Source organism: Delftia sp. 60, from assembly GCF_002754395.1.
GTDB classification, from domain to species: Bacteria; Pseudomonadota; Gammaproteobacteria; order Burkholderiales; family Burkholderiaceae_C; genus Comamonas; species Comamonas acidovorans.
This window is the reverse complement of record NZ_PEFD01000001.1, coordinates 2,008,207-2,021,929: the sequence shown is the minus strand read 5'-3', so window position 1 is coordinate 2,021,929 and position 13,723 is coordinate 2,008,207. Positions and strand designations below refer to the sequence as shown.

12 protein-coding genes are annotated in these 13,723 nt (G+C 67.9%); 9 read left to right on the top strand and 3 right to left on the bottom strand.

Going from position 1 to position 13,723, the window contains the following annotated elements:
* Position 1: 1 nt before the first annotated feature.
* The 5 genes from radC to CLV01_RS09100 all read left to right on the top strand — a co-directional run bounded on the left by radC (position 2) and on the right by CLV01_RS09100 (position 5,642).
* Complete coding sequence (gene radC, locus CLV01_RS09120) at positions 2-682, top strand: RadC family protein (protein ID WP_099734493.1); 681 nt, start codon at positions 2-4, stop codon at positions 680-682.
* Between the two features lie 49 nt (positions 683-731).
* Positions 732-1,244: a sigma-70 family RNA polymerase sigma factor gene (locus CLV01_RS09115; protein ID WP_099734494.1), complete on the top strand. Its 513-nt coding sequence runs from the start codon at positions 732-734 to the stop codon at positions 1,242-1,244.
* 8 nt (positions 1,245-1,252) lie between these two features.
* Entirely contained in the window at positions 1,253-2,245 is a 993-nt protein-coding gene (locus tag CLV01_RS09110) for a FecR family protein (protein WP_099734495.1), read from the top strand.
* A 98-nt stretch (positions 2,246-2,343) separates the two neighbouring features.
* Positions 2,344-4,914 (top strand): TonB-dependent siderophore receptor, encoded by a 2,571-nt coding sequence (locus CLV01_RS09105; protein ID WP_099734496.1) that lies wholly within the window; start codon positions 2,344-2,346, stop codon positions 4,912-4,914.
* Between the two features lie 68 nt (positions 4,915-4,982).
* On the top strand, positions 4,983-5,642 hold the full coding sequence (locus CLV01_RS09100) for a Smr/MutS family protein (protein WP_013803859.1): 660 nt from the start codon (positions 4,983-4,985) through the stop codon (positions 5,640-5,642).
* Positions 5,643-5,672: 30 nt separating this feature from the next.
* On the opposite strand, the gene CLV01_RS09095 is transcribed toward CLV01_RS09100, so the two are convergent.
* Together CLV01_RS09095 and CLV01_RS09090 are read right to left on the bottom strand one after the other, a co-directional pair.
* Positions 5,673-6,956, bottom strand: a complete 1,284-nt coding sequence (locus CLV01_RS09095; RefSeq protein ID WP_099734497.1) for an MFS transporter — start codon at positions 6,954-6,956, stop codon at positions 5,673-5,675.
* Positions 6,957-6,991: 35 nt separating this feature from the next.
* Positions 6,992-7,465 (bottom strand): MarR family winged helix-turn-helix transcriptional regulator, encoded by a 474-nt coding sequence (locus tag CLV01_RS09090; RefSeq protein ID WP_071954544.1) that lies wholly within the window; start codon positions 7,463-7,465, stop codon positions 6,992-6,994.
* 105 nt (positions 7,466-7,570) lie between these two features.
* On the opposite strand from CLV01_RS09090, the gene CLV01_RS09085 reads away from it, so the two are divergent.
* Positions 7,571-8,179 (top strand): PaaI family thioesterase, encoded by a 609-nt coding sequence (locus CLV01_RS09085; RefSeq protein WP_099734498.1) that lies wholly within the window; start codon positions 7,571-7,573, stop codon positions 8,177-8,179.
* Positions 8,180-8,251: 72 nt separating this feature from the next.
* On the opposite strand, the gene CLV01_RS09080 is transcribed toward CLV01_RS09085, so the two are convergent.
* On the bottom strand, positions 8,252-10,330 hold the full coding sequence (locus CLV01_RS09080; protein ID WP_043824823.1) for a bifunctional 2',3'-cyclic-nucleotide 2'-phosphodiesterase/3'-nucleotidase: 2,079 nt from the start codon (positions 10,328-10,330) through the stop codon (positions 8,252-8,254).
* 303 nt (positions 10,331-10,633) lie between these two features.
* Between CLV01_RS09080 and CLV01_RS09075 the strand changes: the two genes are divergently transcribed.
* The 3 genes from CLV01_RS09075 (at position 10,634) to CLV01_RS09065 (ending at position 13,721) form a co-directional block, all read left to right on the top strand.
* Entirely contained in the window at positions 10,634-11,821 is a 1,188-nt protein-coding gene (locus tag CLV01_RS09075; RefSeq protein WP_012202886.1) for an IS481 family transposase, read from the top strand.
* A gap of 546 nt (positions 11,822-12,367) precedes the next feature.
* Positions 12,368-12,766 carry a hypothetical protein gene (locus tag CLV01_RS09070; RefSeq protein ID WP_047325991.1) on the top strand — a complete coding sequence of 133 codons (399 nt, stop codon included), beginning with the start codon at positions 12,368-12,370 and terminating at the stop codon, positions 12,764-12,766.
* Positions 12,767-12,830: 64 nt separating this feature from the next.
* Positions 12,831-13,721 carry a LysR substrate-binding domain-containing protein gene (locus CLV01_RS09065; RefSeq protein ID WP_016450106.1) on the top strand — a complete coding sequence of 297 codons (891 nt, stop codon included), beginning with the start codon at positions 12,831-12,833 and terminating at the stop codon, positions 13,719-13,721.
* Positions 13,722-13,723 lie beyond the last annotated feature (2 nt).

Sequence of the window (13,723 nt, the reverse complement as noted above, 5' to 3'; positions counted from 1 at the left end):
CATGGCTCTCAAAGACCTGCCTGCCCAGGCCCAGCCGCGCGAAAAGCTCGCGGCGCGCGGCCCCTCGGCGCTTTCCGATATCGAACTGCTGGCCATCGTGCTGCGCACCGGCATGGCCGGCAAGGGCGTGCTGCAGCTGGCCCGGGAACTGCTGCAGCTGCCCGGCCGGGCCGGCCTGTCCGGGCTGCTGCAGGCCGGGCACGCGGACCTGAAGGCCATCAAGGGGCTGGGGCCTTCCAAGTGCGCGCAACTCCTGGCCGTGCTCGAACTGGCGCGCCGCGCCATGGCCGAGCAACTGCGCGAGCGCCCGGCCCTGGCCTCGCCCGAGGCCGTGGCGCGCTACCTGCAGCTGCACCTGGCGGCACGCCAGCACGAGGTGTTCGCCGTGCTGTTCCTGGACGGCCAGCACCGGCTGATCGCGCTGGAAGAAATGTTCCGTGGCACGCTCACGCGCACCAGCGTCTACCCGCGGGAGGTGGTGCTGCGCGCCCTGCACCACCATGCGGGCGCCGTCATCCTGGCCCACAACCATCCCAGCGGACAGGTCCAGGCCAGCGCTGCCGACAAGGCCGTCACGCAGAGCCTGCAGGCCGCCCTGGGCCTGGTGGACATCCAGGTGCTGGACCATGTGATCGTGGCGCCCGGTGCCTCGCTGTCCATGGCCAGCGAGGGGCTGATGTAGGCAGACTCTGTAAAATGAGAAAAATTCTCATTTGCAAAACCGCTGCACCATGCCCTCCCCGTCCACCGCCGACCCGGTGCACACGCTCTACGTCGCCCACCATGACTGGCTGCACGGCTGGCTGCGGCGCAAGCTGGGCAATTCCCACCAGGCCGAGGACCTGGCGCACGACACCTTCGAGCGCGTGGTGGCGTCCCGGCAGGCCCATGCCATCCAGGAGCCGCGTGCCTACCTGACCACGCTGGCCCAGCGGGTGCTCTACAACTTCTGGCGCAGGCGCGAACTGGAGCAGGCCTGGCTCGATGCGCTGGCCACGCTGCCCGAGGAAGTGGCGCCCTCCCCCGAGGACTATGTCCTGGTGCGCGAAGCCATCGAGGCCCTGGACCAATGGCTGGACGGCCTGCCCCCGAAGGTGCGGCAGGCCTTCTTGCTGCGCCGGCTCGACGGCCTCAGGCATGCCGAGATCGCCGAAGCCATGGGCGTGTCCATTGCCACGGTGGAGCGCTACATGAAGCAGGCCCTGGTGCACCTGTACCTCTCGCCGCTGGCATCCCACGGCTGATCGCCTGCATGGATGCCGCCACCGATCAGGCCATCGACTGGCTGGTGCGCCTGGACTCGGGCCACGCCAGCGATGACGACCGCCGCGCCTTCGCCCACTGGCTGCGCCAGTCGCCCGGCCATGCCCAGGCCTGGGCCATGGTGCAGCAACGCCTGTCCGCCGGGGTGGAGCCCGCCCTTGTGCAGTTGCGCCGGCAGGGCGGGGGCACGGCGGCCCTGGGCCTGCAGGCGCTGGTGGCGCCCATCCCGAAGGCCGCGCGCAGGCGCGGCCTGTTGCGCGGTGGGTTGGCCGCCCTGCTGGCCAGCACCGCCACGGCCTGGCTGGTGCACCGGCAAACACCGCTGACCACGCTGGCCGCCGACCTGCGCACGGGCACCGGCCAGCGCAGCCACCACCGGCTGCCGGACGGCAGCGAGATCGAACTGGACGCCCGCTCGGCCGCCGACATTGCCTACAGCGACACCCGCCGCCTGGTGCGCCTGCGCGAAGGCGCGCTGCTGGCGCAGGTGGCTGCCAGCGCGCCGGGCCAGCCCCTGCGCCCGTTTGTCGTGCAAAGCGCCCAGGGCACGGCCCAGGCGCTGGGCACGCGCTTCATGGTGCGCCAGGCAGAAGGCAGCACCCTGGTGCATGTGCTGGAGCACAGCGTGCTGCTCACCAGCCTGAACGGCCGGCAGCACCGGCTGCAGGAGGGCCGCAGCGCCTGGATCGACGCCGACGGCATCCGCACGCAGGACACCGCCCACCTGGCGCCGGCCGCCTGGGCCGACGGCGTCATCGACGTGCGCGACCAGCCGCTGGGCGAGGTGATCGACGCGCTGCGGCCCTACCAGGCCGGCATCATCCGCATCAGCCCCGAGGCCGCGCGCCTGCGGATCTTCGGCGTGTTCCAGCTGGCCCGGCCCGACCAGGTGCTGCAGGACCTGGTGGACACCCATCCCGTCAGCGTGCGCCGCTGGGGGGACTGGCTGACGGTGATCGACGTGCGAGACCGGCCCGCTTGAATCTTTTTTTGCGCCGCGTGAGGGGTTTTGCCGCCCTTGTCGCACATACGGAATGAAAGCCCTTCATTTCCACCGCAACGACAAGGACCTCCGACTCCATGGCCTCCGCACGCCGCCCTCTCCGTACCCCGCAGCCTGGCAGCACGCCCGCACACCGCAGGCCGAGCCCGCCCTCGCTGCTGCTGCCCGTGGCCGCCGCGCTGGCCTGGTCGCTGTCCGCACCGCCGCAGGCCTGGGCACAGCCGGCGGCGGCCAGCACATCGCAGGCAGCCGCCACGCTGGAATGGAACCTGCCCGCCGGCGCGCTGGACGACTCGCTGGCGCGCATCGCCCGCCAGGCTCAGCGCAGCATCAGCGCCGATCCGGCCCTGCTGGCTGGCAAGCGCGCGCCCGCCATCCGGGGCAGCTACAGCGTGGAGCAGGCCGCCCAACTGGCGCTGGGCGACAGCGGGCTGCGGCTGGCACGCACGCCCCAGGGCACGCTCACGGTGCTGGCCTCCGTCGCCGCGCCCGCGGCGTCACCGGCCACGGCAGCGCCGGGCCGCGCCCAGGACCATGCGCTGGCCGAGGTCAAGGTGGTCGCCCAGGCCGACCGGGCAGGCACGACCGAAGGCACGGGCAGCTACACCGCGCGCGGCCCCAGCGGCGTGGCCACGGGCCTGGCGCTGAGCGTGCGCGACACGCCGCAGTCGGTCAGCGTGATGACCCAGCAGCGCATGGAGGACGAAAACCTCACCAGCATCAGCGACGTGCTGGCGCGCGTGCCGGGCATCTCCACCTCGGCGCTGGGCACCGAGCGCAGCAACGCCAATGCGCGCGGCTACCCCATCACCAACTACCAGCTCGACGGCGTCAGCACGCACACCGAATTCCTGGGCCTGGACGCGCTGCCCACCCAAAGCATTGCCGACATGGCGCTGTACGACCGCATCGAGGTGCTGCGCGGCGCCTCGGGCCTGACTACGGGCGCGGGCGATCCGTCCGGCATCGTCAACATGGTGCGCAAAAAGCCCACGGCGCAGTTCCAGGGCTCGGCCGAGGCCAGCGTGGGCTCCTGGGGCAACCGGCGCGGCGTGCTGGACCTGTCCTCGCCGCTCAACGCCTCGGGCAGCGTGCGCGGCCGCCTGGTCGCCGTGCACCAGGAGGGCGACAGCCACATCGACTTCTACAGCAAGAAAAAAGACGTGCTCTATGGCGTGATCGTGGCCGACCTCACCTCCACGCTCAAGCTCACCGCCGGGCTGGACCACCAGCGCGGCCGCTCGCGCGGCTCCATGGCCTACCTGGGCTTTCCGCTGTTCAGCAGCGACGGGCGGCAGACCGACTTCCCCGTCTCCTTCAACCCGGCCAGCCGCGACAACCGCTTCAACACCGACTCCACCAGCGCCTTCGTCACGCTGGAGCAGGCGCTGGCCAACCGGTGGCAGCTCAAGCTCTCGGCCAACTACCTGCGCTCCAACCAGCGCGAAGACGCGGTCTACCTGGCCGTCAACAACAGCCTGTTCGACCGGGAGACCGGCGATGGCCTGTCGCTCAACGCCGAGCGGCGTGACTACCGGCTGCGCAACAAATCCGTGGACATCAACCTGCGCGGCCCCTTCAACCTGGGCGGGCGCGAGCACGAGGCGGTGCTGGGCTTCGACTACACCGACTTCCAGAGCCTGACCGACGGCAGCTTCGACGTCACGGGCCTGCGCAACAAGCCCGTCAACATCTACCAGTGGGACAGCAGCGGCAGCCCGGTGTTCGGCGACCGCTTCGTGGTCTTCGACAGCACGCGCCGCCAGACGAGCCTGTACGGCGCCGGCCGCTTCGCGCTGGCCGACGACCTCAAGCTCATCGTGGGCGGCAAGCTGTTCAACTACGACAGCGACTACCGCACCGACACCACGGCCGGATACCACGAGACCGCGCCCTCGTCCGAACGCCGCGTGTTCACGCCCTACGCAGGCCTGGTCTACACGCTGAACCCGCAGCACACGCTGTACGCCAGCTTTGCCACCATCTACAGCCCGCAGACCTCGCGCGACCGCAACGGCTCCTTCCTGGACCCGCAGGAAGGCAACACCTACGAGGCCGGCATCAAGAGCGAATTCCTGGACGGGCGCCTGGCCACCAGCGCCGCCGTCTACCTCATCCGCCAGGACAACCTGGCCGAGTCCGATCCCGGCCAGTTCATCCCGGGCACCACCACCACCGCCTCGCGCGCCATCAAGGGCGCCAAGACGCGGGGCCTGGACCTGGAAGTCAACGGCGCCATCAACCGCCAATGGTCGATTGCCGCCTCCTACAACTTCAGCGCCTCCGAAGACGCCACGGGCCAGCGCATCAACACCACCTTCCCGCGCCAGATGGCCCGCCTGTGGACCACCTACCGCATGCCCGGCGAATGGCGCCGCCTCACCGTGGGCGGTGGCGTCAACTGGAGCAGCGGCATCGAGTACAGCGGCGAAGCCTGGCAGGTCGGCAAGCAGGTCAGCGTACGCCAGGCCTCCTACGCCGTGGCCGGGCTCATGGCCCGCTATGACGTGAGCGACCAGCTGTCGCTGACGCTGAACGTCAACAACCTGTTCGACCGCAAGTACATCGCGGCCATGTCCGGCTGGTGGTACTCGGGCATGTACGGCGCGCCGCGCAACGTCCAGGTCAGCGCCCGCTATCGTTTCTAGGGCCACCAGGCCTTGAGAGGGCGCCATGGCCGCCGGGGTGCCGAAATTGCGGTACAACCGGCGTCACCATGACTTTGAAAGCCACCAGCCTGCAGGACCTCGCGCCAGTGCGCCGCGCACTGGCCGAAGCCGCCGCCCAAGAGGCCCTGCTCCAGCAGCAGCGCGCCGAGGCGGCGCGCCGCCTCCTGGCCGAGCAAAAGCTGTTCGAAAACACCGTGGGCCCGGTGCATGCGCTCAAGTCCGCGCACGCCCGCCACCTCCATGCCCCCGAGCCCCCCGAGCCGCTGCCCCTGCAGTTGGAGCTGGACGAGCAGCGCGTGCTGCAGGAGGCCATGAGCGACGAGTTCGACGTCAGCACCCTGCTGGACACCGACGACCAGCTCAGCTTCCGGCGCCCCGGCATCGGCCTGGACGTGACGCACAAGCTGCGCGCCGGGCAGTGGAGCATCCAGCGCCAGCTGGACCTGCACGGCCTGCGCGTGGACGAGGCGCGCGAGGCGCTGGGCCAGTTCATCCGCCTGTCCCACCGCACCGGCATACGCTGCGTGCGCGTGGTGCACGGCAAGGGCCTGGGCTCGCCGGGCAAGACCCCCGTGCTCAAGGGCCGCGTGCTGCGCTGGCTGGTGCAGAAAAAGGAAGTGCTGGCCTTTGTGCAGGCCCGCCCGGCCGAAGGTGGCGCGGGCGCCCTGGTCGTCCTGCTGCAGCCGGGCAAGCGCCAGCTGTACTGAAGGCGTGGATGGCGTGAACGGTGATGGGGTTCAGGCCGCGGCCACCGCCGCCGCCTTGCGCGCCCGCCCTATCACCAGCGCCATCACCGCAGCCACCAGGCAGGCCAGGCCGGCCGCATACAGCGCGGGCGTATAGGTCAGCAGCAGGGTGCGCGTCAGGCCCGCGCCCCAGGCAGCGGTGGCCGCGCCCAGCTGGTGGGCCGCGAAGATCCAGCCGAACACCAGCCCCACCTTCTGCGGCCCGAAATGCTGGGCCGTGAGCTTGACCGTGGGCGGCACCGTGGCGATCCAGTCCAGCCCGTAGAACATGGCGAACAGGCCCAGGCCGTAGAAGGTGAACTCCGAATGCGGCAGCCAGAACAGCGACAGGCCGCGCAGCCCGTAGTACCAGAACAGCAGCTTGCGGTTGTCGTAGCGGTCCGACAGCCAGCCCGACAGCACGGTGCCCACGAAGTCGAAGGCCCCCATCATGGCCAGCACCGACGCGGCGGGCACCGCGCCCATGCCATTGTCGCCGCACAGCGAGATGAAGTGCGTCTGCACCAGGCCGTTGGTGGACAGGCCGCAGATGAAGAAGGTGCCCGCCAGCAGCCAGAAGGTGCGGTTGCGCGCGGCCTCGGCCAGCACCTTGAAGGGCGTGCCGAAGTTCATGGCCATGGCCGGCGGCGGCGGGGCCGAGGCATCGCCGCCAAAGGGCGCCAGGCCCAGGTCCGAAGGCCGGTCCCGCACGAACAGCAGGGCCAGCACGGCAATCAAGGCGCTGGCCGCGAACACCGGCACCGTGGCCGAGCGCCAGCCCCAGTGCTCGATCATCCAGGCGGCCAGCGGCAGGAAAGCCAGCTGCCCCGTGGCCGCACTGGCCGTGAGCACGCCGATGACCAGGCCCCGCCGCGCCGCAAACCAGCGGTTGGCCACCACGGCGCCCAGCACCAGCGCCGTCAGGCCGGTGCCCATGCCCAGCAGCAGGCTCCACAGCAAAAACAGATGCCACAGCTGCGTGGCCTGCGTCACCATCGCCATGGCGCCGCCCACCAGGGCCAGGCCCATGCACATCACGGCACGCAGGCCGAAGCGCTCCATCATCACGGCCGCAAACGGCCCCAGCAGGCCGAACAGCGCAAAGCGCAGCGCCAGGCTGCTCGAAATCTGCTCCGTACTCCAGCCGAACTCGCGCGACAGCGGCTGCAGCATGGCGCCCGGCAGGCCCAGCGCGGCCGACATGGTCAGCATGGTGAGGAAAGTGATGGCCGCGACCAGCCAGCCGTAGTGGATGCCGCGCCGCTGCAGCCAGCGCGCCGTGGAGTTGGAGAGCATGGAAGTCTCTTCGGGGGTTGGGAATTCGGTAGGGCCTACGCCTGCGGGCCGTCTGCAGCGTTGCCATCGCCATCGAGCAGCACCAGGCATTCGTCGATCAGCGCATGCAGGGCCGCCACGCGCTCCAGGCCCACGCGGGCGTTGAGCTCGTTCTGTGCGGTCTTCCAGCTTTGCTTGGCCTCTTCGCGCTTGGCCTGGCCCGCGTCGGTGATGTGCACCAGGCGGCTGCGCTGGTCCTCGCCCTGGCCCATGCGCACCCAGCCGGCGTCGATCAGCGGCTTGAGGTTGCGCGTCAGCGTCGAGGCGTCCATGCGCATGCGCCGCGCCAGGTCCGAGGGCCGCACCGGACCGGCGGCCAGCACGTGGCTGAGCAGCGAATACTGCGTGATGCGCAGCCCCGTCTCGTTCAGATGGGCGTCATACACCTGGCCCACGCTGCGCATGAGCTGGCGCACGCGGTGGTTGGTGCAGCCCTGGGGCACGGCGAGGATGTCTGGATTCACTGGCATGGCGCAGATTATTGCATATACAACTGTTGTAGATACAATAATATCCACACCGCCATCCCAGACAGCCTGGCGCCCGCATTTTTCCCAATGAAAGAGAGACATTCCATGGACACCCGCACCCACTCCCCGGAGCAGGCCGCCCACAGCCTCACCTCCGGCGCCACCTCCAGCGCCATCTCCCCTGCCCTGCAAGCCTGGCTGGACGAGGAACAGGCGGTCACCCTCCGGCTGGACGCCGGCCCCGGCGCAGGCGTATCGCGCCCCGACCAGGTCGCAGGCCGCAGCGGGCTGGAGCTGATGCAGGCCATGCTGCGCGGCGAACTGCCCTACCCTCCCATTGCACGCACGCTGGACTTCATGCTGATTTCCGTGGGCGAAGGCAGCGCCGTCTTCCAGGGCCGCCCCGGCGCCAACCACCTCAACCCCATGGGCACGGTGCACGGCGGCTGGTTCGCCACCTTGCTGGACTCGGCGCTGGGCTGCGCCGTCCACACCTGCATGCCGCCGGGCCGGGGCTACACCACGGCCGAGCTGGGGGTGAACCTGGTCAAGGCCCTGACCCCGCGCGTGCCGCGCGTGCGCGCCGAAGGCCGCGTGCTGCACTGCGGCCGCCAGCTGGCCACGGCCGAGGCGCGCCTGGTCGGCCCCGATGGCACGCTCTACGCCCACGCCACGACCACCTGCCTGGTCTTCGAGCTGCCGCCTGCGCGCTGAAGCCCGTTCGGCACAAGCAAAAAAGCCCCGTGCCAGATGCACGGGGCTTTTTTGTTGCTTGCCTGCCGGAACTTACTTCGACAGATCCAGGCGGTACTTGGACGTGCCCTTGCCCGAGCCGTCATCGGCCGCCACCAGCGAGATGTTGGCCAGGCCCGCCGCCTGCGCCACCGGCAGCGCGTTGGCGCCGGAGCTGAACACCACGTTGGCCGAGGTGGCCACCTTGGTGAAGCGCCAGCTCTTGGCCGCGCCATTGGCAGCGCGCGTGATGCTGCCCTTCTTGCGCACGTAGCCGATCACCACGTCGCGGTTGGCGTCCGGCGAGGCCCAGATGGCGCTGGAGCCGTCGAGCTTGGCGATGAAGCTCTTGCCGCTGGTGGCGCGGTAGTTGTTCGTGGCGATCACGAACTCCTGCGCCGGGTCGATGGCCTTGCCCAGGTACTGCAGGTTCTTGATGCGGCTGCCCACGGGCTGGGTCACGTCGATCTCGTACTGCACATCGGCCGTGGTGAACATGTCGAAGTTGTAGCCCGGGAAGGTGCTGATCAGCTGCTGCTCACCCGTCTTGGCCGGATCGATCTGGTTGAAGCGCTTGGCAGCGGCCTCCAGCCAGTCCTTGATGTCGGCGCCATTCACCTTCACCGCATACACGGTGTTGGGGTACAGGTACAGGTCGGCCGCGTTGTAGATGGCCAGAGGGCCCACGGCCACGTCGGTGTAGTCGGCGCCGCCCTGGAAGCCCGACTTGAACGGCGCGCTCACCGACAGCACGGGCAGCTGCGCGTACTGCGGCAGGCTGGCCTTCACATAGTCGGCCACATAGTCGCGCTGCGCCTGGTTGACGATCTGGATGGCGCCCGGGTCGCCCACATCGGCGAACAGCGTGCTCATGCGGAAGTCCGTGCTGCCGATGGGCGTCTTCACGTACTGGATGGCGGCCTGGTGTTGGCTCTCGATCAGCGGCGCCACCGTCGGGTCCACGGCCACGTAGGTGGCCTTGCCTGCGGCGTCCTTGCCGGTCTGGATATTGCGCAGCTCGCTCTTGCCCGCGCTCTTGTCCACGCTCCACTGCTTGCCGTCCCACTTCAGCGCCAGCTGGATCACGCCCAGCGCCTTGCCCCAGGAACTGGCCATCACCGACTGCACGCCGTTGATGGTGCCCGCCTTGTTGTCCACGCCCGCCTGCGTGAACGCCGGCGTGGCCGCCGCATCGGGGAACACGCTGTGCTGGTGGCCCATGACCATGGCGTCGATGCCGGCCACCTTGCTCAGGTGCAGGCCGGGGTTCTCCATCGTCGGCGAGTAGGCCGCGCCATCCAGGCCGCCGTGCAGCATGGCCACCACCACATCGGCGCCCTTGGCGCGCATCTCGGGCAGGTACTTCTGGGCGGACTCCACGGCGCCTTCGGTGTAGAGCTTGCCCTCCAGATAGCGCTTGTCCCAGTTCATGATGCCCGGCGTGGTGAAGCCGATCACGCCGATCTTGATGGGCAGCTCCACCGCCTTGCCATCCTTGTCCTTGGCCGCGATCTTGCGCTCCAGAATCACGTAGGGCTGCACCAGCGGCTGCTTGGTCTTGCTGCTGTAGACATTCGACAGCGCCATGGGAAAGCCATTGCCCGCGCACTTGAGCGCCTTGTCCACGCCGTCCACGTCCAGGCCGCCGCCCAGCACCTGGTTCAGGAAGGGCAGGCCGTAGTTGAACTCATGGTTGCCCAGCGTGCCTGCATCGAAGCCCAGCGCGCCCATGGCCTTGTACATGGACAGCTGCTGCGTGCAGGGGATCTTGGCCACCTCGGCCTCGTAATCGGCCAGGGCCGTTCCCTGAATGGTGTCGCCGTTGTCCACCAGCAGCGTATTGGCAAACTCCTTGCGCGCCGCACGCACCAGCGTGGCCGTGCGCTCGAAGCCGTAGGAGGCATCCTCGGCCAGCTTGAAATAGTCATAGCTGCGCACGTTGAAGTGCAGATCCGTGGTCTCCAGCACCGCCAGCGTGGCCGTCGCGGGCTGGCTGGCCACCGGGGGCGTCGTGCTGTCGTTGCTGTCGCTGCCACCGCAGGCGGCTACCAGCGCGGCGCTGGCCAGGACGCTCAGCGCCAGGCGGCGGGACAGGAGCAGGGATTGCAATGTGGGGAGGTTGCTCAGCGGCATGTGGTTTTTGTGGGGGTGGTGAAGGGGGGAGTTTGTTGGTGGGGGTTTACAGGGGTGTGACAGGTGGGGGGCTTGTTCTGGTCTTGGTCAGGTGCTGTTTTTTGTCCCTGCCGGGGGGTTTCTTTTCGAGGCCGGGTTTCGGCCCGGCGGCCGACCTACCTTCTTTTGCTTCGCCAAAAGAACGTAGGCCAAGAAAAGGCGACCGGTACGACTCACACTCATAGGTGACACATCAGTACAAGGACATGGGTAACAGATCCAAGCTTGGCAGCTGGAGCCAACAGCAGCCAAGGAGCGATCACCATGCCCTGGAAGGAGTGCGCACCCATGGACGAGAAACTGCTCTTCATAGCCGACCACCTGCGCGGTGGTGCGCCGCTGAGCGAGCTGTGCAGGCGCTACGGCATCAGCCGCAAGACGGCCTACAAGTGGGTTGAGCGTTACCGCCAACTGGGCATGGATGGATTGCAAGAACGCAGTCGCAGGCCCCACGGGAACAATCAGGCGATCAGCTATGCACAGCGCCGGGCCATCATTGAGCTGCGCACGCAGCAAAGGTCACAGATGGGGCCCAAGAAGCTGCACGCTTTGCTCCTGCAGCGCTGGGGCCCACAGGAGACACCCAGCAAAACCACCATCTACAACGTGCTGAAGGCTGAGGGGCTTGTTTGCAGCAGGCGTGTACGCAGACGCTCGGTGCCGACGGCCCAGCCCTTGCGAACGAGCAAGCAGCCCAATGGGGTGTGGAGTGCAGACTACAAAGGCCAGTTCAAGACAGCCGATGGTCACTGGTGCTATCCATTGACCATCATGGACCACGCCAGCCGCTATTTGCTGGCCGTGCATGTCTACGACAGCCCCAACTACGAGGATGCCAAACGCAGCTTCGAACAGGTGTTTCGGCAATACGGACTGCCCGAGCGCATACGCAGTGACAACGGTCCGCCGTTCGCGACTACTGGCGTGGCGGGCCTGTCACGCCTGGCGATATGGTGGATAAGGCTGGGCATCAGGCCGGAGCGCATCGAGAGGGGCAAGCCACAGCAAAACGGTCGCCACGAGCGGATGCACCGCACGCTCAAGCATGCCCTGGGCAAAGAGCCTGCGGCGGACAAAGCGGCATTGCAGATGCAGCTCGATGCCTTTGTGGAGCACTACAACCAGCAGCGCCCGCATGAGGCCTTGCAGCAAAGCATGCCGGCCCAGCATTACAGCGACTCGGCCAGGCCATACCCCTCAAAGCTACCGGAGCTGCAGTACCCGAAGCATTGGGAACGAGTTCGAGTCAGCCACAACGGCCTGATTTACTGGCGAGCGCTGCGGGTCTACATCGGCTACCTGCTGGCGGGGCAGTGGATCGGGATGCAGGAGGTGGCCGCTGGCCAGTGGGATGTGTATCTGGGGCCGGTGCGACTGGGCTGCTTCAACGAAGAGGATGTGCGAGGACCCCAGAAGGACTATGTGAGCTTGAAGTGTTACCCATGTCTGTGAGCTGAGTTGTTACCCATGTCCTTGACACGTACAGACCCGGATGTCCGCGACCCCTTCGCTTCGCTGCGGGGCAACCTGCGTCGGGCCACCTGCGGGGTTCGCTGCGGAACTCGCTGCGTTCACTGCGTGAACTCCGCTCAGACAACCGCAGCAAGTCAGATCACGAAGCAGTCCTGTCCTTCGGCAGGACTGCAACCCCGCAGGCGGCCCGACGCAGGCGCTGACATACGGGGAGTTTGCTCGGGCCTTCGCTGCGCTCGGCCTGGTTTCTTGATACGCAGCCGTTAAACTTGCGGCGAGCCGAAAGGCTTGGTGTGTCGTAACACCAAACACGTAGAGGTGCAGCCCCCACCTTAAAGGGGCTTTGTCATGTCCAGATACCTGGGGCGGGTGCGTCAGCACGCATTCGCTTCGATCGGTTTTGGACGGGATGGGCCTACCCGCAAGGATGGCCGCACGTCTGCGTGCGTGTTACGAACATCCCGTCCACCCGTCGCCTGTCGTAGGGTAGCGAGTGGTTCTCTTGATTCACGCAGGAACCAAGTTATGCACCCTCTCATCGCCGCACAGGCGTCTTCTCCCCAACCACCTTTTCTTCCCACCTGGCGGCAGGCCATGCACGCCTCGCTGGGCCTGGTGCACAGCACGCTGCAGCAGTTGATCGAACTGATGGTCGACGATCCCGACAGGGACGACAGCGAAGTCGATGTGGACTGCGCCGTGGAGCTGGCGCTGGAGCACATCAAGCGCATGAGTGTCCAGCAGCACGCGGACCGCTATGCCTTCGAGGTGGAGTGGATCAAGGCAACGGCGGCGCTGCGGCTGGCGCAGGGCGCCTTCGGGCGGCCGGAATCACGCTTCGGCCTGCGGCTCAAGGATGCCATCCAGCAGCTGGAGATGCTGCCGGAGCTGGTGGAGTTCGTGGACCAGGACGACGGCGAGTGAACTGTGCGGCGTGCCCGTATCTCTGTGAGAAACTGGCCCGCCGAACACCCCCTTGCCTTCACCCATGGAACTGCGCCAGCTGCGCTACTTTGTCGATATCGCCAAGACCGAGCACCTGACGACATCGGCCAGAAACCTCTATGTCACGCAGTCCACGCTCTCGCATGGGCTGCGCCAGCTGGAGGAGGAGCTGGGCATGGCGCTGTTCGAGCGCATTGGCCGGGGGCTGAAGCTGTCGCAGGCCGGCGTGGTGTTCCGCAACTATGCGGAGCGTGCGCTGCATGAGGTGGAGGCCGGGCGCATGGCGCTGGCCGACCTCAGCGAGCTGCAGACCGGCACGCTGACCATCGGCGTGATTCCCACCTTCCTCAACACCCTGGTCGCCCCGGCCGTGGCGGCTTTCATGCGCGCCTATCCCAAGGTCAACGTGGTGGTGATCGAGCTGCTGGCCCCGCCCGTGGAGCAGGGATTGCTGGACGGCAGCCTGGACCTGGGCGTGAGCTTTCACCCGCCCCAGCGCGCCGAGCTGGACGCGCTGCCGCTGTTCGACGAACGCATGATGCTGCTGGTCAACCCATCGCACCCGCTGGCCGGGCGCCGCACGCTGTCCGTCAAGTCGCTGGCCGGCGTGCCGCTTGCCCTGCTGCCGCGCACGTTCTACACGCGCAGCCTGATCGAGGACGGGCTGCGCACCGCAGGCGTCACGCCCTTGCTGCGCGCGGAAATGGGCTCGGTGGAATCGCTGATCGCGCTGTGCCGCTGGGGCGACATGGCCACCATCGTCCCCGAACGCGCCGCCCAGCAGGCCACGGACATGGTGGCCATCCACCTGGTCGCCCCCCAACTCATCCGCACGGCAGGCCTTCTGTGGCGCCGAGGCGCCAGCTACAGTGCAGCGGCGCGCGAGTTCGCGGCGCAACTGGCCCCCGCCACCAGAACCAACATGCCCCGCTAAAA

Coding starts and splice junctions, on each gene's coding strand:
- CLV01_RS09080 (WP_043824823.1), bottom strand. CDS start 10,330: ATGCCGCTGAGCAACCTCCCCACATTGCAATCCCTGCTCCTGTCCCGC.
- CLV01_RS09075 (WP_012202886.1), top strand. CDS start 10,634: ATGCCCTGGAAGGAGTGCGCACCCATGGACGAGAAACTGCTCTTCATA.
- CLV01_RS09110 (WP_099734495.1), top strand. CDS start 1,253: ATGGATGCCGCCACCGATCAGGCCATCGACTGGCTGGTGCGCCTGGAC.
- CLV01_RS09070 (WP_047325991.1), top strand. CDS start 12,368: ATGCACCCTCTCATCGCCGCACAGGCGTCTTCTCCCCAACCACCTTTT.
- CLV01_RS09115 (WP_099734494.1), top strand. CDS start 732: ATGCCCTCCCCGTCCACCGCCGACCCGGTGCACACGCTCTACGTCGCC.
- CLV01_RS09095 (WP_099734497.1), bottom strand. CDS start 6,956: ATGCTCTCCAACTCCACGGCGCGCTGGCTGCAGCGGCGCGGCATCCAC.
- CLV01_RS09085 (WP_099734498.1), top strand. CDS start 7,571: ATGGACACCCGCACCCACTCCCCGGAGCAGGCCGCCCACAGCCTCACC.
- radC (WP_099734493.1), top strand. CDS start 2: ATGGCTCTCAAAGACCTGCCTGCCCAGGCCCAGCCGCGCGAAAAGCTC.
- CLV01_RS09105 (WP_099734496.1), top strand. CDS start 2,344: ATGGCCTCCGCACGCCGCCCTCTCCGTACCCCGCAGCCTGGCAGCACG.
- CLV01_RS09065 (WP_016450106.1), top strand. CDS start 12,831: ATGGAACTGCGCCAGCTGCGCTACTTTGTCGATATCGCCAAGACCGAG.
- CLV01_RS09090 (WP_071954544.1), bottom strand. CDS start 7,465: ATGCCAGTGAATCCAGACATCCTCGCCGTGCCCCAGGGCTGCACCAAC.
- CLV01_RS09100 (WP_013803859.1), top strand. CDS start 4,983: ATGACTTTGAAAGCCACCAGCCTGCAGGACCTCGCGCCAGTGCGCCGC.